The sequence below is a fragment of the Arthrobacter rhizosphaerae genome (genome assembly GCF_023062595.1).
GTDB lineage: Bacteria > Actinomycetota > Actinomycetes > Actinomycetales > Micrococcaceae > Arthrobacter > Arthrobacter rhizosphaerae.
Genome location: NZ_JALLAN010000015.1, coordinates 69381 through 93605 on the forward strand (window position 1 = coordinate 69381; position 24225 = coordinate 93605).

Genomic DNA, 24225 nt, shown 5'->3' on the forward strand with positions numbered 1-24225 from the left:
GGGGGCTCACCAGTCGTGGACCGTTCCGTCGATGAGGCGGTTGTAGGGCAGGTAGGCCTGTTGGTACGGATAGGCAGCTGCGGCCTCCTCATTGAATTCGACGCCGATGCCGGGCTTGTCGCCCGGGTGCAGGTAGCCGTCCTTGAAGGTCATGGACTGTTCAAAGACCTCGTTGGTCTTGTCCGAGTGCTGCATGTATTCCTGGATGCCGTAGTTGTGGATGGCAAGGCCAACGTGGAGCTGTGCGGCGAAGCCCACCGGGGAGATGTCCGTGGGGCCGTGGAAGCCGGACTTGATCTGGTACTGCGCGGCGAAATCCATCACCTTCTTCAGCGGCGAGATCCCGCCGAAGTGGGTGGATGCTGCCCGGACGTAGTCGATCAGCTGTTCCTTGATGATGGTCTGGAAATCGTACACGGTGTTGAAGATCTCACCGATGGCCAGGGGTGTGGTGGTGTGCTGGCGGACCAGTCGCAGCGCCTCCTGGTTCTCGGCCGGGGTGCAGTCCTCGAGCCAGAACAGGTCATAGGGTTCCAGGGCCTTGCCCAGTTTGGCCGCCTGAATGGGGGTCATCCGGTGGTGGCCGTCATGCAGCAGCGGCAACTCCGGGCCGAATTCGTTCCGGACAGCCTCGAACACACTCGGAAGGTGGTGCAGGTACGCGCGGGTGTCCCAGTCCTCCTCCACCGGGAAAGCTCCGCGGCCCGCAGGTTCGTAGTCGTAGCGTTCGCCCGTCGCCTGCACTTGCGAGGCGACGCCGTAGATGGACTTCAGCGAGGGCACCGCGGTCTGGATCCGGACGGACTTGTACCCCAGTTCGAGGTGTTCACGGACGGAGTCGAAGAGCGAAGGAAGATCCATTCCTGAGGCATGACCGTAAGCCCTCAGCCCGTTGCGGGACGCCCCGCCCAGCAGCTGGTAGACCGGCATGCCCGCGATCTTCCCTTTGATATCCCACAGCGCCATGTCGACGGCGGCGATCGCGGCCATGGTCACTGGGCCACGGCGCCAGTATGCAGAGCGGTAGAGGAACTGCCAGGTGTCCTCGATCCGGTGCGGGTCCTTACCGATCAGCAGCTGCGCCACGTGTTCCTTCAGGTACGCTGCCACGGCGAGCTCGCGGCCGTTGAGGGTGGCGTCGCCGATACCCGTCACACCGTCCTCGGTGGTAATCCGCAGGGTCACAAAGTTACGGGAGGGACTCGTCACGAAGACATCAGCGGCGATGATTTTCATTCTTTTTTCCTTTCAATGCTGGTGGGCGGGAGGAGCTCATCAGCCTTTTTTCAGTTCGCCGTGAAGCTGCCCAGAAGGCTGTCAACGCGGTAGGTGATGTCTCCGTCTTGGGCGAGGGATGGATCTATGAGTGCCAGCAGATTGGCGGTCCGTTCCCTGCCCTCGAGGGCCAAGGCGTCCAGTATCTGTTCCCGCAGCGGGTCCTGAAATGAACTGCTGGCAGAGACGAAGTCGATCCAGGCAGCAAGCATGGATGCTGCGGCCAGACCCGACCGGCCGGCCCGGCGTTCTGCGGTAAGGACTGGAACTGCCCGCATGCGCAGCTTGGTAGTTCCGTCTGCGGAGATCTGTTCAAGGAAATGAGCGATGCGCGGGTTGGTGAATCTGTTCAGGAGCATTGCACGGTAGGAGGGGATATCAAGCTCCGATGTAGTCAGGTGCCGCTGGGCTTCGTTCCAGAACGCTTCGACGGCGTCACGGCACCGGGCATCGGCCAAGGCATCCGAGACCGTTGAATGCCCACGGAGGCTACCTGCATAGGCGAGCATTGAGTGTGCGCCGTTGAGGAGCCACAGCTTACGGTTTTCGAAGGGCTCAATGTCGTCAACAAACTGGGCTCCGGCGTCTTCCCAAGCGGGCCGCCCGGCGGGAAAATCTCCGGCCATGATCCAGTTGGCAAATGGTTCGGCAACTGCCACGGCACGGTCGCGGTAACCGCACCGGGCCTCGACCTCGGCGATGTCATCGTCGGTGGTGCGGGGCGTTATGCGGTCAACGGAGGTATTCACGAAACTGACGTTCTCCCGGATCCAATTCGTGAGGGAGGCCGCCTCACCACTGGTACGGTCCCGAGCTTCTGCAATCCGCAGGACGGCAGCCTGCGCAACATCACCGTTGCTGGCCACGTTGTCGCAGCTGACAACGGCAAGCGGCCCAGCAGCTCGGGCGCGCCGTGCCGCGAGGCCTCCTACAAGACGGGCAAGCGGCGAGTCCGGGCCATCAGCTTGGTAAGCGGCCTCGGTGATTGTCAGTGTCACCACTGAGGTGGTGGTCGCAGCCAGCAGCTCGTCCAGCAGGTGTGTCTTTGCTCCGCTATGGGCTTCCGCTATGGACTGGACTGTCTCGAAATGGTCCCCGTCAGGGCCTCGAACAATGAGGGTGAACAGGCCGTCTTGGGCCGCCAGCGTTTCGGCAGCCTCGGGTTGCCGTCCTGTGAAGGCGGCTATGCCCCACCTGGCAGCATCGGGTGAGTGCTGGGTGAACCAGGCCTGGTGCGAACGATGAAAGGCGCCCAGGCCGAGGTGGACGATACGCACGGGAGGGGCTGCCTTGCCTTCGCGGGTCAACAGGGGCAGCAGGCCCTGACTTTTTGAGGCGGATACGCCGGTTTGGACATCCCGGGATTCGGAGTTGGCGGGAGCGGTCACAGCTTGAACACCCTTCGCGGGGCGGCGTCGACGATGTCGAGGATGAGTTCGTGTGCACGGTCCTCGGTGATGCGGTGCTCTGTCACCAGCCGTGCCAGGAATGCGGATTCGATGCGCCGTGACGTGTCGTGGCGGGCGGGGATGGAACAGAACGCGCGGGTGTCGTCAATGAATCCGGAGGTTCGCGAGAACCCGGCAGTTTCCGTAACGGCGGAGCGGAAACGAAGCATGGCATCGGGTGCGTCCAGGAACCACCAAGGGGCCCCGACGAAGACAGAAGGGTAGAACCCGGCCAACGGTGCCAGCTCACGGGAGAAGACCGTTTCGTCGAGGGTAAAGAGCACCAGGTGAAAGTCTTTCGCTGTGCCGAAGTCCTGCAAGACAGGTCGAATGCTTTCCGTGTAGTCGATCGCAAAGGGAATGTCGTGCCCCGTATCGGGCCCAAACCGTTTGAAAGTGGGATCGTGGTGGTTGCGGTAGGAGCCGGGATGTATGGTCATGACCAGCCCGTCCTCTACCGACATGCGTGCCATCTGATAAAGCATGTGCGCCTCGAAGGCATCTTGCTCAGCTGGCGTCGATTCACCCTTCAGGGCTGCGCTGAAGAGGCGGGCGGCCTCGGCCTTGTCCAGCTGGAGGGTGCGTGGGGTGCGAACGCCGTGGTCGGCGGAGACGGCGCCGTGCTCGATGAAGTACCTGCGCCGGTTTTCCAGTGCCAGGAGGTAGCCTTCGAAGCCTTCCACGCCGGCGGATGCCTCGGCCATCAGCCGCTCCACGCGCAGTTTCCAATCCGGGTTGGATGGTGTCAGGTATGCGTCGGGCCGGAAGGTTGGCAGGACACGTCCTGCGAAGCTGGGATCCTCTGCCAAGCGGCGGTGCGCATCCAGGGAATCGAGCGGGTCATCGGTGGTGGCGAGCACCTCGATTCCAAACTCCTTGAACAGGTGGCGGGGCCGGAAACCGGGTTCGGACAGCTTTGCGGCGAGGGCGTCGTAGACGGCGTCTGCTCCGCCATGGGGGAGACTGTCCACCAGCGAGGAAGGCAGTCCGAAGACATGTTCAAACTCACTGCGGAGCCAATATCCGGATGCTGTGCCATCAAAGAGAGGCCAAGCACCGGCGAAACGGCGCCAAGCGGCCCGGGAATCGACAGGGCCTCCGCCGGCTCCCACCTCGCTGAGCGGGATGCCGGCGGCATGGAGAAGCCGGGTCACGTAGTGGTCCGGAGCGATGAGTAGCGCCGTGGGATCCTCGAACGCAGTGTCGTCCGCAATCATTTCCGCCGGCACGTGACCGTGAGGAGAAATAATGGGCAGCTCCTGCACCGCAGCCAGGAGGTCACGGGCGATAACCCGGGTACCAGGGTCGGCAGGCAGCAGACGCTCTGGATGGGCAGCTAGGGACTTTGTCATGGTTTCCGTTTCTCGGGTTCTCCGGAAGTGGTTGCGGGCTGGCTTTAGTTGTTCCAAGGGGTTATGCCCCCACGGGTTCCGCCCATTTGGCCAAGAGTTCCTTACGTGCCTGCCTGCGGGTCGCCTGGCGGTCGGGGTCTGGGACCGGGGAAGCGAGGAGGAGCCGTTGGGTGTAGGGGTGCTGCGGGTCGCGTGTAACCTGCTCGGTCGGGCCCTGTTCGACAATTGCGCCTTGGTACATCACAGCCACCCGGTGGCTGATATGGCGGACCACGTCCAGATCGTGCGAAATAAAAAGGTATGCGACGCCGGTGTCCTTCTGGATTTGAAGAAACAGATCAAGTACACGTGCCTGAGTGGAAAGGTCCAGTGCTGAGACGGGCTCATCGCACACGATGAGCTTGGGGGAGAGGGCCAAAGCCCTCGCGATGGCAATGCGCTGGCGCTGACCGCCGGAGAACTCCCGTGGCAAACGGTGGATGGCATCTGACGGGAGGGCCACCTGGTCCAGAAGTTCTTTTACCCTGGCGTGGGCATCAGACGGGCTCTGGCCCTGGACGGTGAGCGGTTCAGCAAGAATGGCCCCGATTTCCATCGCAGGATTCAGCGAGGTGTACGGGTCCTGGAACACCACTTGGATATCCCTGGAAAGGGCGCGCCGGTCTTTGCGGGAAGCGTGGCTGATGTCCCGGTTCTCAAACAGGATTCTGCCTTCAGTGACCGGGGCAAGGCCAAGCACCGCTCGGCCCAGGGTCGTCTTGCCTGAGCCAGATTCGCCGACGAGGCCAAGCGTCTGGCCAGGGTTGACGTCGATGCTGACCCCCTTCAAAACCCGGAAAGGGGCTGCCCGGAATCCCTTGCCGGGGTATTCCACCACAAGATTGTCGACGTTCAGCAAGCTACTGGAAGTCATCGCAGTCCCTCCTTCTGGTCGCCACGGCCGCTGGCAGGTGCCGTCTGTGCGGTGAGCATGGTCATGGGTTCCTTGCCCTCCAGCATCGAGGCAAGGAGGGTACGGGTATACGGATGTTCGGGGGTACGGAGGATTTCCCTGACCGTGCCTTCCTCCACCAGCCTGCCGTTCTGCATCACCACGACGCGGTCGCAGAGGTCGGCGACCACTCCGAAGTTGTGCGTGACGAGGATGACGCCGATATTCAGACGGCTTTGCAGTTCACGCAGCAAGTCGAGGACCTCGGCCTGAACTGTCACGTCCAGTGCCGTGGTTGGTTCATCTGCAATGATCAGGTCCGGTTCGCAGCTGATGGCCCCTGCTATCAGCACGCGCTGGGCCATGCCTCCGGAGATCTCGTGCGGATAAGCTGCAAAAGTACGTTCAGGATGCGGGATTCCGACGTCGGCGAGCAGCTTGAGAGCCCGTTCTTTAGCTTCGGCCTTCGAGATGCCCAGTACGCGGATCATCGGGGTAACCAGCTGGTAGCCGACAGTAAAGGCGGGGTCTAGGTTGCTCATCGGCTCCTGCGGGATGTAGCTGATCCTCTTTCCCCGAAGGGATGCGAGCCGGCGCTGGTCGACAAGGTCGTCTGACGGCGCCACGGTGTAGGAGCCATCAAACTGGATGGATCCGGCCACGATGCGGGCCGATTCGGGCAGCAGCCCCAGGATGGAGAAGGCGGTCTGGGACTTTCCGGAACCGGATTCACCCACAATTCCCAGGATTTCACCCCGGTCAACGTGGAATGAGACATCGTCCACCACCCGTTTGACGGTGCCGTCCGGCTGGGGATAGCCAACGCCAAGATGGGACACCTTGATGAGGTGGTGTTCGGTTCCCTCCTCTACCTGCGGCGGCTCTTTTGATGCACGTGTCCGTGGTTTGGGTGCTGCATGATGCAGGTCGCCGACGCCCGACGTTGCTCCCATGGCTGCTGCGGTGTTGGCCGACTCGGCGTCGTCGAGGGCTTTGACCTCACGGACCTGGTCCGAGTCCTCCAAGGCGTCGCGGACCGCGTTACCGAGCAGAACGAGGGCCCCGATGGTCAGGCCGATGGCCAAAGCCGGCCAAAGCAGAAGCTGGGAGTTGAGGTAGACGTTTTTGAAGCCTTCATTCAGCATGACCCCCCATGTTGCCTTGGACGGGTCACCCAGCCCCAGGAATTCAAGACCGGACTGCACCGCGATGGCTATGCCGCATACCGCGGCTGTTTGGATGATGATGGGAGCGCGGACGACGGAGAAAACATGGCGTCCAATGATGGCGCTGTCCGAAAGCCCGGCAACCCTGGCGGCGTCCACGTAGAGCTCATTGCGTACGGACTGCACGGCGCTCCGCGTGAGCCGGAAGTAGCCGGGACTGATGAGGATGCCGAAGAATAGCATTGCTATCCAGACCGAAGGCCCGAACGCAGCCCGAATGGCAAGCAGGACGATGAGCCCGGGCAGGCTCATGAGGATCGAGACCACCCAGTTGGACGTGGCGTCGAAGGCACCGCCGTAGTACCCGGCAATGAGGCCACTCGGCAGGCCTATAGCGATGGCCACCGCTGCACACAGCAGTGCCGAAAGAAGTGTCAGCTGGGCTCCATAGAGCAACCGGCTCCACACGTCCCGGCCGGCACTGTCAGTGCCGAGGATGTTCGTGCTGTCAGGGCTGGCCAGGGTGTTGCTGATGTTCGCGAAGTTTTCGTCGAATGGTGCCAGAAGCGGTGCAAACACTGCCAGGAGCACCATCACGATCAGCACTGTCAATGCTATGAGGCCCATCGGGTTTTTGAGCAGCCGCCGGAAGGGGCTCGAGCGGACGACCGTCCCGGACTGACCGAAGCTGGCTGAGGATGGGGTTAAAGGAGCCATGGAGGAGCTCATGAGACACGCACCTTGGGGTTGAGCCAGCCGTTGATGACGTCAACAACGAGGTTGACGACGATGACGACGGCGACCGTGTAAATCACCACGCCCATGACCACCGGAAGGTCGCCTTGGCTGGTAGAGGAAACAGCGAGGGGGCCGATGCCGGGCAGCGCGAAAATGGCTTCGATGATCACGACACCCCCGAGCATGCCAATCAGCTGCAGGCTCAGGACCGTAAGGCCCGCAGGGGCGGCGCTGCGGAGGACGTGTTTGAAGAGGATCTCGTTTTCACTGATTCCGCGGCTGCGGAGGGTGCGTACGTAGTCGCGTTCCAGCTGTTTGATAACTGCCGAGCGGATTTGCTGCGCACCGCCTGCCACGCCATTGAGGACCAGCGCAAGAACGGGCAAAGCCAGCGAAAGAATCCACGCGTCGACTCCGACGCCGGGTGCAATCGTGCTGGTGGCCGGAAACAGCTTGAGCTGAATGGCCAGAAGAGTGACAAGGACAATGCCTATGACGAAACCGGGGATCGAGTCCCCGATGATGGCGCTTACCTGGACAGCCCTGTCGATGGGTCCCCGTTTCACAGCCGCTGCCACTCCCAGCAGAGCCGCGAGGATGCCGATCAGCAGCATAGCGGTGACGACCATAACCATGGTTACGGGAATTCGACTTGAGAGGGCCTGTGCGACGGGCTCCGATGTGAACCAGGAGCGTCCGAGGTCGCCAGTTGCTGCGGAAGTGAGCCATGAAGCGAAGCGCGCAATCAGTGGCTGGTCGAGTCCCAGTTCAACCTCCTTGGCCGCCACCTGTTCCGGGCTGGCCTGGTCTCCCACGATGTTCCGGGCGATGCTGCCTCCGGCAAAGTAGAGAAGAAAGAAGGTCAGGGCTGACACAGTCAACAGGACGACTATGCCGCTGAAGAGACGTTTAAGGATGAAGGAGAACATACGGGTGCTCCAGAGGGTGGATTCAGTGGCGGAGGTGGTGGAGAACCGGTTGCGGCCCTCCACCACCTGTGGGGCGCCTAGTTGGCGGGCGCGTAGTTGTAGATCGACGGCACGGCCTGCTGGACCTGTGGCGTGACCGTGATCTTCGAGTTGTGGTAGTACATCTGGTCCACCCGGAAGAGCGGCGCGAACCATGCGTTTTCCGTTACATAGCGGTTGACGTCCTTGGCCTTTTCGCCCGCTTCCGGCCCTGCGGTCTGCACGGCGTCGATCATCGCCTGCAGTTCGGGGTTTGTGTTCTTGAACGGGTTGTAAAGAGCCTTGGTGGAGATCATCTGGTTGATGGCTACCCAGGGCTCGCCCTGGAAAAGGTTGAACTGGATGGCGGGGTACTTCTTGGCTGCAACGTCAGTGGCGAACGTGTTGGCAATAGGAGCCCCGACGTTCAGTGTGATGCCCACATCGGAAAGCTGCTGCTTGAGGATGGCCAAAAGTGTTGGCTCCTCGGCCGGAAGTGCAGGCAAATCAAGGGTCACGCCGCTGCTGTAGCCGGCTTCCTTGAGTAACGCTTTGGCCTTTTCGGGGTCATAGGAGTATTTGTCCTCCAGGTCCTCCACCCATGCGCCACTCTCTTTACCGAACACCTGGCTTGTAGGCGTGCCCCGGCCGAGTCGCACCTGATCGAGGATCGTTTTCCGGTCGAATGCGTGGTTGATGGCCTGGCGGACACGGACATCCCCGAGGGCTTTGTTCACTTCGCCATTTCGGTCCATCAGCAGCAGACCTGTCCAGTCCACCTGGTTTGTCACCAGCTTCATTCCTGCCCCCTCGGCCTGCTTGCCGGTCTTCGGGTCAAGGAGCGCAGCGTCCACCTGACCCGAGACGAGGGCGTTGGTACGGGCAGTCGAATCCTGCAGCGTCTTCAATGTCACTTTGGAAAACTTCTGAAGGTCCTTGTTCCAGTAGCCCTCCCGGGCTGTGAATACCAGCTGGGAACCTGCAACGGAAGAGGCCTTGTCCAAGACGTATGGGCCACTGCCGACAGGCACGGTCTTAATTCCTTCAGAGCCCAAGGCTTTAGGGCTGCCCATCAAACCCGCAGCCTGGCTGAGGTAGAACTCCAGGGAGGGGTCCGGTGCGCTCAGATCAAGTTCCACAGTGTCCGCGTCCACGGCCTTCACCTCCTCAACTACTGCGAGCTGGTTCAGCTGAGGACCGTTGGCCTTGCGGAAATTGTCGAGATTGGCTTTCGCGGCGGCCGCGTCAAACTTTTCACCGTCGCTGAAGGTGACGTCCGTCCGAAGATCCAACGTCAGCACGGTGTTGTCTTGGTTGTACTGCCACTTGGTGGCAAGCATGGGGCTGAGTTTGCCGTCAGGTTCACGAAGCAGCAGTGAGTCGTAAGCCACCTGATAAGGCTGCAACCCGTGACCGACGTGGGCCTGGGAAGAGTCCCATGATCGCGGTTCCCCGAAAATACCGAGAGTTAGAGGCTGGGGACCGGCATTGCCGCCCGAAGTTGTTCCGCCTCCACCAGAGGCGCAGCCTGTGAGTGCTACGGAAGCTGCTGCGGCCAGCCCCAGTGCTTTTGTACTCAACTTCATTGTTCAGACTCCTTGTGTCAGCAGGGCAGGGCCTTCACTTACTGTGAGCGGGACCACAAACCGAGTTGTCCTCAACTTTAGAATCGCACTGCAACTTCAGCAATAGAGTTGCCAAAAGTTGCCAAAAAGGTGGTTGCGTAACGCAGCGGCGCTTGTCAACGGGCTCGTTCAATCGGGATTTCGAGGTGCCGGCCCCGTTGAGTTTCTTACTTTCAGATACGTGGGAATGACTGCCAGTTTTCTGGCTGCGTCGCCTGGCTTCGCATCAAGCTGCGCCATAAGCATCGAGACCGCCACCCTGCCGACACGTTCGATAGGGGAGGCGATAGTTGTCAGGGGCGGGTTGCAAAAATCTGCACCAAAGATGTCGTCACACCCAACAACGCTAATGTCCTCAGGCACCCTGACTCCTCGTGCCTTGAAGCGCTGCAGCATGCCGATGGCAATCAGGTCGTTGAACGCCACAAGCGCGGTGGCGCCGGTACCGATCGCTGCGTCGCCTGCGGCTGCTCCTGACGAGGTGTTGGGGAGGTACGGCCCAATTTTACGGACCGTGATGTCGCGTTTTGATGCCGCCGCTTCAATGGCGTGCCAGCGTCGGTGGTTCGACCATGAACCTGTGGGACCACTGACATATGTTATTGATTTATGGCCCAACGAGGCCAGGTGGTCCACTGCCTGAACCATGACCTCAGGGGTGTCCAACAGCACTGTGGGCGCGTCTGCGGCGGGCCGGTTTATTGTCACCAACGGCTGACGACGCGCCTCTTCCGCCAGCTGCTGGTCCGTTAGCCGGGAAGCGGCCAGGATAAGGCCGTCCGCTGTCCGCCGCAATTGCCGCAGGGTCTGGAGCTCGATCTCCGCTGACTCCTCGGTATCTATGAGCAACAGAGTGAAGCCGCGCGCCCGCAACTCAAGTTGAGTTCCCCGGATAATGTCGAAATAGAAGGGGTTCGTGACATCCGGTACAAGTAATGCAACCGAGCCCGTGCGGCCGGTGGTCAAACTTTGGGCTTGCGTGCTGGCGACGTACCCGAGTTCGGCAGCAATGACGGCTATCTTGCTCCTTGTTCGTTCATTGACGCGGCCAGGCTTTGATAACGCACGGGACACCGTTGACGGAGCTACGCCTGCCCGTTCGGCGATATCGTAGATAGTCGGTGCTTTGCCTGAAAAGCCCTCGCTGTTGATCACAAGAAGATTAAAGCAATGTGGCAAGCGTAATGGCAACCGGTAGCCAAGAACCGGGAACTATGAGCCCTATTGAGCTGGCTTTAGCAGCACGTCAATAAACTGCGAAAGGCCCGCCGCCATGTCCACTTCCCTGTCGTAAAGCCACTGCAGCTGCAGGCCGTCAGACAGGGCAACCACCATCCGGGCGAGATCCCTCGGAGGGAGGTCCTGGCGTGCCTCTCCCGCGGCCTGCCGACGTCGAATGTCCTCGGCCAAGGCGTCCACAACCTCCGCGTAGCGGTGCTTGAAGTAGCTGTGCGAGTCGTGTTCCGGGTCAATTGCTGTGGCGGACGCCACGGCATAGAGGGCAGTGAGCCCCGGCTCATGTCGGTTTTTCTCGGCGGTCCTGACAATCAGGGGTAGGCTGCCATCGTCTTTCGTCGGGGCCTCGACGCTGCGCCGGTCCCTCTCACTGAGCACTGCGGTAAGTAACTCCTGCTTGCCACGGAAATAGTGAAAAAGAGTCGGTTCCTTCACACCCACCATCTCTGCTACCCGTTTGAGAGCCGTGCCCTCAAAGCCCTCAGTCGCGAAGACGTCAGTTGCCGTTCGAATGATCTGTGAGCGTCGTTCCGCGCCCTTGGGGTACTGGCCACGTGGCTTTGATGAGGACATCTTTTGAGTGTATTTCACTCCTTTTGCTATAAAACCTAGTCATACTCGATTTTTGACGCTAACATCAGTGGAAACTCCCTGAGACCTCATCCGGGGTCATTACTGCCCTATAGACAAGGACGTCAATGGAAACCGCCACTGTGGACCAACAACTGACAAACCTGCTTGCCCAGCTGACCCTTGAGGAAAAGGTTCAGCTTCTGACCGGCCGTGATTTCTGGACAACCTGGCCGATGGAGAAGATCGGCCTGCGCCGGATGCTGGTCTCCGACGGCCCCATAGGGGTCCGGGGTGAGGTCTGGGACGAACGTCAGCCCTCCATGAACTTTCCGTCTGCGACGGCTATCAGCTCATCCTGGGATCCTGCCATCGCCGACCGTCTAGGTGCCGCCTCGGCAGTCGAGGCCCGCGGCAAGGGTGTCGACGTCGTTTTGGGCCCCACAATTAACCTCCACCGATCGCCCCTGGGCGGCCGCCACTTTGAAGCTTTCAGCGAGGATCCCGTCCTGACGGCGGAACTCGCCGCTGCCTACGTTTCCGGTGCACAGCGGAACGGTGTCGGAGCTACCCCCAAGCACTACGTCGCCAATGACTCCGAAACTGACCGGTTCACCGTGGACGTCAAAGTGGGGGACCGGCCGCTGCGCGAGTTGTACCTGCTCGCCTTCGAGAAGGCCATTGTCGAATCGAAGGCTTGGCTGGTGATGAGCGCCTACAACTCCATTAACGGGGCCACCGCCACCGAAAACGAGCTCCTGGAAACCCCGTTGAATAGCGAATGGGGCTTCGATGGTGTGGTCATCAGCGACTGGACGGCAGTCCGGAGCATAAACAGCGCCCGGCATTCTCAGGATTTGGTGATGCCCGGACCTGAGGGCCCGTGGGGCGAAGCCTTGGTTGCTGCAGTCAACGCAGGGGAAGTGGAGGAGTCAAGCATCGACCGTAAGGTCCTGCGGATCCTGCAACTGGCTGCCCGGGTTGGGGCCCTGGAAGGTTTTGAGGGCGTTGGCCTTCAGGAGACGGACAGTGAAGACCCTGTTGCATTCGCGCGGGAAGCCTCCGCCGCCGGAACCGTGATGGTGAAAAACGACGGCGTCCTGCCGGTGGATCCCTCTGCGGTGAAGAGGGTCGCGGTGATTGGTCACAACGCCCGCTACGCGCGCACCCAGGGTGGCGGCTCCGCCACGGTGGTCCCCGAAAAGATCGTGACGCCTCTGGAGGGTATCCGGGAGGTGTTCGGCGCCGACAAGGTGACTTACAGTCTGGGGGCGGTAGTGCATGAAGGCATTGCCGAACTGCCTCTGGAGCGCCTGCAGAACCCAAAGACGGAAGATCCCGGGCTCCGGGTACGCTTCCTTGATGCCCAGGGAGCGGAGCTCTTCGCGGAGGACCGCCGGGCCACCGCTCTGGTCTGGTTCGGCGGCGATGCCCCGATCGAAGCATCGTCCGTGGTTGAGTTCCATACAATATTCACCCCGGAGGAGACCGGCACCATCAGGCTGGGCTTTTCCACCGTAGGCCGTGGCAGGATTTTTGTGGACGATGTGCTGCGCCACGAAGAGAACATCGTGCCAGTGGGCACGGACCTCGGCGCTGCATTCCTTGCACCACCATCAGCGTCTGTAGAAATCCAGACGACGGCGGGGGTCCCTTTGGACGTACGAGTGGAACTGGACACCAGCGACCGTACCGGACCGCTGTCCAATGCCCTCAGCATCACCATCGGAATAGAGCCGGACGACTCGGACCCGGACACGCTGATAGATGAGGCCGTCGAAGCCGCGCGGGATGCCGATATCGCCGTCGTCGTGGTGGGCACCAACTCCCGCGTTGAATCCGAAGGCTACGACCGGACCTCCCTGGACCTCCCGGGCCTGCAGGACCGTCTGGTCCACGCCGTCGCCGCCGCCAACCCCCGCACCGTGGTCATCATCAACTCCGGTTCACCAGTCCTGCTGCCGTGGCGTAACGAGGCCGCCGCGACGCTGATCGGATACTTCGGCGGCCAGGAATTCGGACACGCCCTCACCGACATCCTCACCGGCGCCACCGAACCCGGAGGCAGGCTCCCCACCACCTGGCCCGCAACCCAGGAAGACGTGCCCGTCATTAACGTCACCCCGGACGCCGACGGAAAGCTCACCTACGACGAAGGCATCCACATCGGCTACCGCGGCTGGCTCAAAGCCGGCATCTCCCCGGCCTACGAATTCGGATATGGCCTCGGCTACACCGCGTGGACCCTGGATACCGCCGACGCCCCCACCACCGCAGCACCCGGCGTCGTCGTCCCGATTTCCGTCACGTTGACTAACACCGGCACCCGGCCCGGCAAAAACGTGGTCCAGGTCTATGCCGAAAAGCCCGGCTCCGCTGTAGATCGCCCCGTCCGCTGGCTCGTCGCCTCCGCTCCTGCCTGGGCAGAGCCCGGCGAAACCGTCACTGCTGTCCTGGACGTCCCCACCAGGCTCCTGGCTTACTGGGATAAGGGCTGGATTTATGAGCCCGGCGAATACATCCTCCGCATCGGTACCTCGGTCACTGAACTGCCGCTCACCGCGAAAATCGATCTGCGCTAACGCGAAGGGAAGCACCAGGATCCGAAACGATGGAAACTAACGGGACCGAACCAGTTCACTGCCCTTCCACCTGAGCCGAAAGTGCGGCGAGGCTAGCTCGTGGCTCAGGAGCTGTACGGCACGCGCTGCCAGCTCAGCACGTCGCTGCTGGTGGAAGCCTCCGGTGCGACAGTGACGCGCAGCCATTCGTTGGATGTAGCGGCCCCTTCAACAGTCACACGCCGGAGATTCGGCACGTGGTCTACGTCGTAGACGTCCAGCCAAGGCGAACCCTCCGCCAGCGGGGAGTCGTCGTTGTAGATGTGGCTGTCGCCGTTGATGATATAGACCGGGCCGCCATAGGCCTGGGATCCGGCAGCGATGGTCTCGACTATCGAGCGGAAGCCGCTCACGAGTTCAGGGTTCTCTTCGACGCCCTGGGTCAGCATGTACGGATCGAACATGTCGGCCTGGGTCATGATGACGACGGCCCGGGCATTGGTCCTCGTGGCGTCGGCGAAGGTGTGCTCCAGCTGGGCGACATCCGCAGCCGTCCTTGCATCGACCTCGGCCAGTTGCGCCTGGTTCGGCTCGGTCTGGCCAAGACCTGACCACGGCAGGAGCGAATTGTTGGATCCTTGTACGTTCACCACGGAGAAGGCGATCCGCTGCTCGCTGAAAGTCACGTTCTCCGGAAGGCCCTGGTCGGCTGCGGACTTCACCGGCATGTTCCCGCCAAGGGTCTTCCCTGGCGTGGCGAAGAACATCTCGCGGAGCGCGTCCAGCCGCTCGAGGGGATCGTAGGCGCCGTTGTTGAGGCGATGGCAGTCCACCCATTCGTTGTCCCCGGGAGTGTAAACCAGCGGGGCCTCGAAACGGTCAAACTGGGCCCTAATAGCGGCGAAGTACTCGTCCGTGCATTGGGCCGAGCCGGCCTTGATGTCCCCTACATGTGTGACGAAGCGCAGCTCATCCTGGTTGTTCAGCTCGGAAACCATCTGCGGGAAGCGGTCAAACTGGGCTGCACCGTAAGGCACATCGCCGATTACACCGAAGGTAAAGGAATCCTGCCTCGAGTCCTCTGCCTCGGCTGAATGGGCTGCCTGGGCCGGAACGGCGGAGCTGCCAAGAAGGGCAAGGGCGGCAGCAGCGCCCAGAATGAGGGCACGTTGTGGCATTGGCATAGCAGGCTCCATCGCGGTCTGTGGTGTCTTTGGGCAATGACCGCAAAGTTAGCCGCCGAAGGCTACGCGGACAGGAAGCTCAGGCGTCCTAAAAATGAACAGCCGCTTCTTATGCATCGCGGCAGCCTGGAGATTGCTTCCGGCTAGAGCGGGCGGCTCCGAAAATTCGGAGGCGGGACCTGATTCTGGACGACACGCTCCCGGGGGACCGCCGGTATCGCAGCTGCTTTACTGCCGCAACGATGCGGCACGTCTGGCCGCAGAAAAGCTAAGCCTGTTGAGGTAGTCGGCCAAGGCAACAGGTTCCCCTCCAGGGACGCTAATAATCAGGTCTCCGTGCCGTGTCAGGACCATTGCGTTCCCCCGGGGTTCTTCTGCTTGCTTCACGGCACCAATGAAATCCTCGTAACTTTCAACCAGTCTCGGGCAGCTGAGGGGAATCAACTTGTGTGCAATGGCGGCGACCTGCACGGGGTGGTTGCGGACCAAGCGGCCCGATCCATCCAGCACCACCTCCGCGATCGCCATCCTGGAATCACCCTTCAATTGGGAACTGCGGCGCTCCAGTCCGCCCAGAACGTAAGCCGGGGCCCAGTTTCGCCCACTGGGATCGGTGACAGGGACCGGCGATAGTCCGGCCACCCGGAGCGACGCCACGGTAGCTCCTACCAACTCGGCCAGGCGTGGTTCTACTCGCATCCTCACCTGCCAGTCCAATGGGGGCAGTAGGTCGACCAGCGGCCGAGCCATGGCCTGCTTTCGGTGGAAGGTGCGCCCGAGAAAGCCTGCCGAAATAGCCATGCCGGTCTCCTATTCCAGGCCCCGCTGCTGGAGCCCTCACACTAGAATGCGGTCCGCGCTGGCCAGCTGTCCAGCCCCGGCAGGTAGGCCTGGACCGAGTTATATGGGGATGACTTCCGACATTGCCATGGGGGCGAGATGCGCCACCATGGCTTTGCCCATAGTCTGGCCAAGTGGATACCAACACCGTGAAGTCCGGCGAACAGGGCGACAGGCAGTCGCGCATCCTTGAAGCGGCATTGGGCCTGCTGTCACGCCACGGGATCGCAGGAGTCAATATGCGGGCGGTGGCCCGTGAAGCCGGCGTCGCACTCGGGCTCGTGAACTACTACTACGAAGACAAGATGAGTCTGATCCGTGCGGCTCTGCACCGCATTGACCAGCACGACCTGATGCTGGTCGCGCCCGACCCGGAATTACCCCCGGAAGAACAGCTCCGGAAGGCCCTCCGTCGCGTTGCGGGCCCGGACCTCCTAACCACACAGTATCTGTCGCTGCGTCTCCATCTGTGGGCGCTTGCGCAAGCCCATGAAGACTTTGCATCCATCAATGCGGCAGCGTTCGAGCGCTATCTCGAAGGGCTCGCCACGCTCATCGGAAATGCCACGCCCGAGCTTTCCACTGAGGCGTGCAGGGAACGGGCAGCCGACATCGTCGTGGTGCAAAACGGGATGTGGTTGACCGCACTCCTTGGTGTTGACAAGGAATCCATCCGGCGCAGCATCGCGCGCACCGAAGAGATCGCATTCGCCGCTTAGCGGCTGCTGCAACACGTATCCCCGGACGTCGAAATCGTCCGCGGTGGCAAGGCGCTGCCCCGTCTCTTTCATGACAAACGCTCGTCACATTCAATGGCCGGTTGCAGCATTCCCAATCCTTTTGCCGTGCCCTTGTTTCGTCGCTGTTAAATCTTGAACATTTGTTCAGTCGAACTATTGAACACTTGTTCAAGGTGCACTACTGTGCATGGATATGACCTACACCACACTCCCGCATTCAGGTCGTTACCGGCCTACTGCCCGGTAATGGTGCTCAAGAAGTAACGCAGGAATTTTCAAGGCCTTTCCCCGGCGCCACGATGTGGGGCGAGCTTCCGGAAGAAGGACGACCAGCCCTCAGCGGGTCTTCTGTACCAGCTAGAAGGAGAGTTTCCAGCATGACAAAAACCCACTACGACTACGTCATCGTCGGCGGCGGAAGCGCGGGTTCCGTGCTTGCCAACCGGCTGAGCGAAGGAGGCCAGAGCAGCGTCCTCGTCCTCGAAGCCGGGCGCAGCGATTACCCCTGGGACCTTTTTATCCAGATGCCTGCGGCGCTGACGTTCCCCAGCGGCAACCCACTGTACGACTGGCGCTACCAGTCCGATCCTGAACCGCACATGGGCGGCCGCCGTGTGGCCCATGCCCGCGGCAAGGTCCTGGGCGGCTCAAGCTCCATCAACGGCATGATCTTCCAGCGCGGCAACCCCCTCGACTACGAGCGCTGGGGCGCTGACGCCGGAATGGACACGTGGGACTTCGCCCACTGCCTGCCCTACTTCAACAAAATGGAAAACGCCCTGGCGGCGGATCCGGCCGATGAACTCCGCGGCCACGACGGCCCGCTGGTCCTGGAGCGCGGTCCGGCCACCAACCCGCTCTTCCAGGCGTTCTTTAAGGCCGCCCAGGAAGCAGGCTACCCGCTGACCGATGACGTCAACGGCTACCGCCAGGAGGGCTTTGCGGCCTTTGACCGCAATGTCCACAAGGGCCAGCGCCTCTCAGCTTCAAGGGCCCACATCCGCCCCAACGCAGGCCGCCCGAACCTCACGGTGCTGACCCGGGCGATGGTCACCATGGTCAACTTCAAGGGCACCATGGCCACCGGAGTCACCTACCGCCGCAACGGACAGACCCACGTGGTCAACGCCGGTGAGGTCATCCTGTCAGGCGGCGCCATCAACACTCCGCAGCTGCTGCAGCTCTCCGGCGTGGGCGAAGCCGGACATCTGAACTCCTTGGGCATCAAGCCTGTGGTCAACCTTCCCGGCGTGGGGGAGAACCTGCAGGACCACCTGGAGGTCTACATCCAGCACGCCTGCACCCAGCCGGTGTCCATGCAGCCAAACCTGGACCTCTGGCGCTACCCCCTCATCGGCCTCCAATGGCTGCTCGGACGCAAGGGCCCCGCGGCCACGAACCACTTCGAAGGCGGCGGGTTCGTGCGCTCCAACGAGGACGTTGCGTACCCGAACCTGATGTTCCACTTCCTGCCCGTTGCTGTGCGATATGACGGCCAGAAGGCGGACGCAAAGCACGGCTACCAGGTGCACATCGGCCCCATGTACTCCGATGCCCGCGGCACCCTGAAGATTAAGTCCACCGACCCCACCGTCCACCCATCCATGCTCTTCAACTACCTCTCCACGGAGCAGGACCGGCGAGAATGGGTGGAGGCCATACACGTGGCCCGCGACATCCTGGGCCAGTCCGCCATGATGCCCTTCAGCGGCGGGGAGCTCTCACCCGGGCAAAGCGTCCGGACCGACGCCGAGATCCTGGACTGGGTGGCCCGGGACGCCGAAACAGCCCTGCACCCCTCCTGCACCGCCAAGATGGGCCCGGAGTCCGATCCGATGGCCGTGGTGAACCCGCTCGACATGTCCGTCCATGGAACCCAGGGCCTCCGCGTTGTGGACGCCTCGGCCATGCCGTACGTGACCAACGGCAACATCTACGCCCCCGTTATGATGCTCGCCGAGAAGGCCGCCGACCTGATCTCCGGGAAGGCGCCGCTGGCCGCCCAGCACGCCGAGTTCTACCGCCACGGGATCTCTCCCCTTGAAAAGGGCGGCACAGTACGTCACGGCGCCGGTACTGCGGCCGCCCCTGCGGCTGGGGCCTAGACATGATTGATGGACTGGAGAAGGAGAAACAATGACCGCCACCGTTGAACAAATCAACCACGCCGGGAAAGGGCAGGACGCCGTCAAGGGCCTGTACATTGACGGCGCCTGGCAGCAGGCTTCCGACGGCGGGACAACAGTTGTGCGCTGCCCGGCGGACGGGCGCGAGGTGGCCGTTGTCGCCTCGTCCACTGTCGAGGACGCGGAGCGGGCAATCGCCAGTGCCCGTGCAGCGTTCGACGGCGGTGCGTGGCGCCGGCTGACGGACATTGAACGCGGCGAAGTCCTGCTTCGCATCGCCGGGCTGCTTGAGCGGGACAAGGCGGCTTATGCCCGCGCCGAGGCGCTGGACACAGGCAAGCGCCTCGTCGAGGCCGAATACGATATTGACGATATTGCCGCGTGCTTCCGCTACTACGGCAAGATTGCAGGCCTCGATGCGGGCAGGGTGATCGACACGGGCCGGCCGAATGCCATCAGCCGGGTGGTCTATGAACCGCTTGGCGTCTGTTCCCTCATCGCACCATGGAACTACCCGCTCCTCCAGGCGGCCTGGAAAGTGGCACCGGCACTCGTCGCGGGAAATTCCTTCGTGCTCAAGCCCAGCGAGCTCACGCCGTCCACCTCCATCCTGCTCATGGAAACGCTGGCAGAGGCCGGGGTTCCCGCTGGCGTCGCAAACCTGGTCACGGGAAGCGGATCGAGGGTAGGTCCTCTGTTGAGTTCGGATCCGCGCGTGGATCTCGTCTCACTGACCGGAAGCCTGGCCACGGGCCAGACGATCATGGCGGCCGCCGCGGAGACCGTAAAGCGCGTCGCCTTCGAACTCGGCGGGAAGAACCCCAACGTCGTCTTCGCGGACGCGGACTGGGATGCCGCCGTCGACAATGCCCTGACAGCTGTTTTCCTGCACTCCGGCCAGGTCTGCTCGGCCGGGGCCAGGCTCGTCGTCGAGGAAACCATTGCGGAGCGCTTCGTTGCCGAGGTGGTGGAACGGGCGAAAAAGATCCGGATGGGCGGGCCATTTGATGCCAACGCAGAAACGGGCCCGCTGATTTCCGCCAAGCACCGCGAACAGGTTCACGCCTACGTCCAGGCCGGAATCGCCGAGGGCGCCGAGCTTTTGTGCGGCGGCTACATCCCCGAGGACGGAGCGCTCGCGGACGGGTTCTTCTACCCGCCCACCGTGCTCGATAACTGCCGTTCGGGGATGAGCGTGCTGCGGGAGGAGTCATTCGGCCCGGTACTGACCGTCGAGACGTTCCGGACCGAAGCCGAGGCCGTTGCCATAGCCAACGACACGGAGTACGGCCTGGCGGGGGCGGTCTGGACGTCGGATGCGTCGAAAGCGCAGCGCGTTGCGGGTGCTCTCCGGCACGGAACAGTATGGATCAATGACTACCACCCGTACGTACCGCAGGCGGAGTGGGGCGGTTTCGGCAAGTCCGGCATTGGCCGTGAACTTGGCAGCGCGGGCCTCAACGAATACCGCGAGGCAAAACATATCTGGCAGAACATCCAGCCCGCACCCAGCGGCTGGTTCGGTTCATCCCCGAACGAAACGGGGGCGGGCCTGGCCGAATAGGCAACGGCAATGGGGGAACGGCCGGGCGCTGCCAAGCGCGGTGCCCGGCCCTGATATAAACCCGCGTCCAATGGCGGCCGCGGGTCATCACCATCGTGCTTTTCTCATTTAGGAGCTCAGATGTTAGAACCCACCAAGCGTGCAGACGCAAGTGGCATGGACGAATTCGGCTATGCCCAGACCCTGGATCGCAGCATCGGCAAGTTCGCCAGCTTCGCCGCGGGTGTCAGCTACATTTCCATCCTCACCGGCGTATTCCAGCTCTTCTACTTTGGCTTTTCCATGGCCGGCCCCGCCTATGCGTGGTCCTGGCCCCTCGTTTTCGCCGGCCAGCTGATGGTGGCGCTCTGTTTCGCTGAACTGGCCGGCCGCTACCCGGTGGCCGGCTCGGTGTACAACTGGGCCAAGCGGCTCTCGTCAGGGACGTTCGCCTGGCTGGCCGGCTGGCTGCTGCTCATCTCCTCGATCGTGGCGCTCGGAGCCGTGGCCCTTGCGCTGCAGCTCACCCTGCCCCAGATCTGGTCCGGTTTCCAGATCATCGGCGACGGCACCGGCACTTACGATTTCGCCCTCAACGGCGTGCTGCTCGCCAGCATCATGATCTCCATCTCTACCGTCATCAACGCCTTCGGTGTGAAGCTGATGACCAAAATTAACAGCATCGGCGTCTTCGTGGAGCTCGCTGCCGCCGTGCTCCTGATCTTGGCCCTTGCCTGGCATGTGGTGCGGGGGCCGGAAGTCCTTTTCAGCACCGAAGGCTACGGCATGGACCATGATCTTGGCTTCTTCGGGGTGTTCCTCATCGGCGCCATGGCCTCCGGTTACGTAATGTATGGCTTTGACACCGCCAGTTCCCTCGGCGAGGAGACGAAGGACCCAAAAAAGACAGCCCCCAAGGCCATCCTTCGTGCTATCACGGCGTCCTTCATCCTCGGCGGCCTGATTCTCCTCGGCGGACTACTGGCTGCACCCGACCTCAACGACCCCAAGTTGGGCGCGGCCGACGGCGGCTTGCAGTACATCGTGCTCTCCGTATTGGGAGGCCCCTTCGGCAAGGCGTTCCTGGTGTGCATCGTCGTGGCCGTGACCGTCTGTACCCTGGCCGTTCACGCCGCTGCCATCCGCATGATGTTCGCTATGGCACGGGACAACAACCTGCCCTTCAGCCGCCAGCTCAGCAAGGTGCATCCGGAGCGGAAGACGCCCACGGTGGCGGCCATCGTCATCGGAATCATCGCCATCATTCCACTGATCGTCAACGTCTCCCAGCCCGCGATCTTCACTATCCTTTCGAGTATCAGCATCGTCCTGATCTACCTGTCCTACCTGCTGGTCACCGTTCCGCTGCTCCGCAAGCGGTTCCAGAAGAAGTGGCCGCTCGCGGACGACGGCACCGAGCCTGGCTTCAGCCTGGGCAAGTGGGGACTGCCCGTGAACATTGTGGCGGTGCTCTGGGGCGGCGCCATGACCCTGAACCTGATCTGGCCCCGCCCGGAAATCTACAACTCGGTGCCCCCGTTTGAGTGGTACCTGCAGTGGGGCGGTGTCCTGTTTGTCGGCGCCGTCACCGGCGGCGGCGCGCTCCTCTACCGCTTGAAGATCAGGCACCAGACCGGTGTGCTGGCGGCACATGCGGCGCCCATCCACGTGGACTCTTCGCAGGACTCCGCCGCAACAGGATCCCCTGCTGGCACTGGACTCGTTTCGTCCCCTGCCCATGCCATGGCGCCACAGTCCTCTCCGGACATTGGCGGTGAGATTCCCGATGAACTGGCAGTCCAAGGTGCCACGTCAGGGAAAGGTTCGGGGTCGTAGCCACATTACCTTTCGGGAGTAAGCACGACGGCGGGGCGTAGTCAGCCCTGCTCAGGCATCCCTTCGCCGGGCTCCGGCGGAGGGATGCCTTTTCGGCGGAATCGAGTACTACAGTGGATGCATGGCTCCCAGCCGCCATCCGCTCGACGATCTGCGCGAAACCATCGGCCATCTGGCCGATCAGCTCAAGCTGCCCGGTTCAGAGCGCGTCGACGATCTGGTCGGCGATCTCCTTGGTGCGAAACCCGGGCCGGCCCGGCCGCTGTCCGAGGTGCAGGCGGAGCTCGACGCGCTGGTCGGACTGGAGACCGTGAAGGAACAGGTGCGGGCCCTCGTGGCACTGCTCCAGGTCCAGGCCCGCCGTAAGGCGCACGGCCTGCCGGAGGTGGCCACATCACAGCATCTGGTGTTCCTCGGAAACCCGGGCACGGGCAAGACCACCGTGGCGCGGCTCCTGGCCGAGATGTACCGCGCGGTTGGGCTGCTGCAGAAAGGGCACCTGGTCGAAGTCGACCGTTCGGGCCTGGTGGGGCAGTACGTCGGCGCGACCGCCATCAAGACGGACCGGGTGATCCGGCGTGCGCTGGACGGCGTCCTGTTCATCGACGAGGCCTACGCGCTGGCCCCGGAGGACGGCCGGATGGACTTCGGCCCCGAGGCGATCGAGGTCCTGCTCAAGCGGATGGAGGACCACCGCCACCGCCTGGTGGTGATCGTGGCCGGGTACCCGCGGCTGATGGAGTCCTTCTTGCTCTCGAACCCCGGGCTGCGCTCCCGGTTCGCCCGCGAGATCACGTTCCCCGACTACTCCGTCGACGCGCTCCAGACGATCTTCCACCAGATGCTGGCCCAGCATGAGTACACGCTGGAGGCGGGTGCGGACCAGATGCTGCGCCGCATCCTCAGCGGGCTGCACGCCGGCGAGGACTCCGGCAACGCACGGTTCGCCCGCACGCTGTTCGAGCAGGCGCTCAACCGCCAGGCGCTGCGCCTGTCGCTCGACGAGGAACAAAGTCTCGACGCACTCGATCGTGAGTCCGTCATGACGCTCACCACGGACGACATCGTCGAGGCCGCGCTGGCCTTGGGCGAGGAGCCGGAGCCGGAACCGGCGCCGGAACCGGAGCAGTCACGTTGGTGGCGCTGGCTGGTCTGACCGAATCCGCGGTGGCTGGCAGGCGAATGCCCGTCACGCCCCCGGGCAGGAAATGCACAACTATTCCACTGTCGTACAACCGGAGGACAGCTTTCCACCCCACTCCCAGAACCTGAGGGAATGGAACGCAGCTCGGCCTCTGCCGCTGGCCGACCTTGTATGCCTCCCAGTATCTGCTGGGATCATTGTGCCCTCGGAGCTTCCGACATGTATGCTGCCTGGCTCCTATGTAGACACCGTTCGTGAACGGTGCCACCATGGCCTAATACAGCGCTTGGCGCGCCGCGCCGGCGTAGAGGCGAGGCTGGAGGAACCAATGTCGGGGTCCGATCTCGATCTTGTGGTGGAGCAGTATCATCGAGCGCTCGATGCTATCGTGCGGGGAGACTCGGGGCTGCAGAAGAAGATGTTTTCGGGGCGGGACGATGTCTCGCTGGCAAATCCGATCGGCCCGCCGGTTCGGGGCCGGAGTGCAGTTGAGCAGACGATGGATCGGGCGGTTTCTCAACTTAGGGAAGGCGAGCCCACGACCTTCGAACGAATCTCGGAGTATACCGGGACGGAACTCGCATACATTGTCGAAATTGAACGGACTCAGGCCAAGGTTGGCGGAGCCGATGAACTTTCCCGGATCTCTCTTCGGGTGACGACGATTTTCCGACTGGAAGACGGTCACTGGAAGGTTATCCATCGTCACGCAGATCCGATCACGTCCCCGCGGCCGATCGGGTCCATCGTACAGGTTTAGGTCCGGGCGCTGCCGGACGTCGCTTTCCTGCGGCCGCCATTCTCGAGGCCCTCGATGTACCGAAGGCTCTGACGGATCCCGTCGAGGCATGGGTGCGGGATTCAGCGGTCCTGGTTCCCGCTCGTGCACGCGGTTTCCCTCGTGGTACATGGAGGATCGGGTGCGCGACGGCGTGAGGATGCCCGCCTAAGCTTGGAAAGCAG

The 24225-nt window shown here is 62.4% G+C and carries 18 protein-coding genes; 7 read left to right on the forward strand and 11 right to left on the reverse strand.

Annotated features, from left to right (window positions below; translation table 11 throughout):
- Positions 1–6: 6 nt before the first annotated feature.
- The 9 genes from manD to MU551_RS18345 form a co-directional block, all read right to left on the reverse strand.
- Positions 7–1236: a D-mannonate dehydratase ManD gene (manD, locus tag MU551_RS18305; RefSeq protein WP_247047214.1), complete on the reverse strand. Its 1230-nt coding sequence runs from the start codon at positions 1234–1236 to the stop codon at positions 7–9.
- Positions 1237–1286: 50 nt separating this feature from the next.
- A complete protein-coding gene (locus tag MU551_RS18310) occupies positions 1287–2594 on the reverse strand; it encodes a mannitol dehydrogenase family protein (protein ID WP_247047466.1) in 1308 nt (435 codons plus the stop codon).
- A gap of 65 nt (positions 2595–2659) precedes the next feature.
- Positions 2660–4075, reverse strand: coding sequence for a glucuronate isomerase (uxaC, locus tag MU551_RS18315; RefSeq protein WP_247047216.1), 1416 nt, complete (start codon positions 4073–4075; stop codon positions 2660–2662).
- Between the two features lie 61 nt (positions 4076–4136).
- A complete protein-coding gene (locus MU551_RS18320) occupies positions 4137–4988 on the reverse strand; it encodes an ATP-binding cassette domain-containing protein (protein WP_247047218.1) in 852 nt (283 codons plus the stop codon).
- Positions 4985–6901: a dipeptide/oligopeptide/nickel ABC transporter permease/ATP-binding protein gene (locus MU551_RS18325; RefSeq protein WP_247047227.1), complete on the reverse strand. Its 1917-nt coding sequence runs from the start codon at positions 6899–6901 to the stop codon at positions 4985–4987. Before MU551_RS18325 ends, MU551_RS18320 begins: the two co-directional genes overlap by 4 nt.
- On the reverse strand, positions 6898–7905 hold the full coding sequence (locus MU551_RS18330) for an ABC transporter permease (protein ID WP_247047236.1): 1008 nt from the start codon (positions 7903–7905) through the stop codon (positions 6898–6900). The genes MU551_RS18325 and MU551_RS18330 overlap by 4 nt, the downstream gene beginning before the upstream one ends.
- 11 nt (positions 7906–7916) lie before the next feature.
- Positions 7917–9443 carry an ABC transporter substrate-binding protein gene (locus MU551_RS18335; protein WP_247047237.1) on the reverse strand — a complete coding sequence of 509 codons (1527 nt, stop codon included), beginning with the start codon at positions 9441–9443 and terminating at the stop codon, positions 7917–7919.
- 168 nt (positions 9444–9611) lie between these two features.
- Positions 9612–10634: a LacI family DNA-binding transcriptional regulator gene (locus tag MU551_RS18340; RefSeq protein ID WP_372489895.1), complete on the reverse strand. Its 1023-nt coding sequence runs from the start codon at positions 10632–10634 to the stop codon at positions 9612–9614.
- A 69-nt stretch (positions 10635–10703) separates the two neighbouring features.
- Complete coding sequence (locus MU551_RS18345; RefSeq protein ID WP_247047241.1) at positions 10704–11291, reverse strand: TetR/AcrR family transcriptional regulator; 588 nt, start codon at positions 11289–11291, stop codon at positions 10704–10706.
- Between the two features lie 125 nt (positions 11292–11416).
- Between MU551_RS18345 and MU551_RS18350 the strand changes: the two genes are divergently transcribed.
- Positions 11417–13870 carry a beta-glucosidase family protein gene (locus MU551_RS18350; protein ID WP_247047243.1) on the forward strand — a complete coding sequence of 818 codons (2454 nt, stop codon included), beginning with the start codon at positions 11417–11419 and terminating at the stop codon, positions 13868–13870.
- 104 nt (positions 13871–13974) lie between these two features.
- Here MU551_RS18350 and MU551_RS18355 read toward each other — a convergent pair whose 3' ends face one another.
- Both MU551_RS18355 and MU551_RS18360 read right to left on the reverse strand, forming a co-directional pair.
- Positions 13975–15033, reverse strand: coding sequence for a metallophosphoesterase family protein (locus MU551_RS18355; RefSeq protein WP_247047245.1), 1059 nt, complete (start codon positions 15031–15033; stop codon positions 13975–13977).
- Positions 15034–15261: 228 nt separating this feature from the next.
- Positions 15262–15834, reverse strand: coding sequence for a hypothetical protein (locus MU551_RS18360; RefSeq protein WP_247047256.1), 573 nt, complete (start codon positions 15832–15834; stop codon positions 15262–15264).
- 173 nt (positions 15835–16007) lie between these two features.
- Between MU551_RS18360 and MU551_RS18365 the strand changes: the two genes are divergently transcribed.
- The 6 genes from MU551_RS18365 (at position 16008) to MU551_RS18390 (ending at position 24022) form a co-directional block, all read left to right on the forward strand.
- A complete protein-coding gene (locus tag MU551_RS18365; RefSeq protein WP_247047257.1) occupies positions 16008–16592 on the forward strand; it encodes a TetR/AcrR family transcriptional regulator in 585 nt (194 codons plus the stop codon).
- A gap of 398 nt (positions 16593–16990) precedes the next feature.
- Positions 16991–18718, forward strand: coding sequence for a choline dehydrogenase (betA, locus tag MU551_RS18370; protein WP_247047270.1), 1728 nt, complete (start codon positions 16991–16993; stop codon positions 18716–18718).
- Positions 18719–18749: 31 nt separating this feature from the next.
- Positions 18750–20303, forward strand: coding sequence for an aldehyde dehydrogenase family protein (locus tag MU551_RS18375; protein ID WP_247047276.1), 1554 nt, complete (start codon positions 18750–18752; stop codon positions 20301–20303).
- Positions 20304–20423: 120 nt separating this feature from the next.
- Positions 20424–22118 carry an APC family permease gene (locus MU551_RS18380; RefSeq protein WP_247047279.1) on the forward strand — a complete coding sequence of 565 codons (1695 nt, stop codon included), beginning with the start codon at positions 20424–20426 and terminating at the stop codon, positions 22116–22118.
- Between the two features lie 121 nt (positions 22119–22239).
- Positions 22240–23274, forward strand: coding sequence for an AAA family ATPase (locus tag MU551_RS18385; RefSeq protein ID WP_247047281.1), 1035 nt, complete (start codon positions 22240–22242; stop codon positions 23272–23274).
- A gap of 316 nt (positions 23275–23590) precedes the next feature.
- Complete coding sequence (locus MU551_RS18390) at positions 23591–24022, forward strand: YybH family protein (RefSeq protein ID WP_247047289.1); 432 nt, start codon at positions 23591–23593, stop codon at positions 24020–24022.
- Positions 24023–24225: the final 203 nt, after the last annotated feature.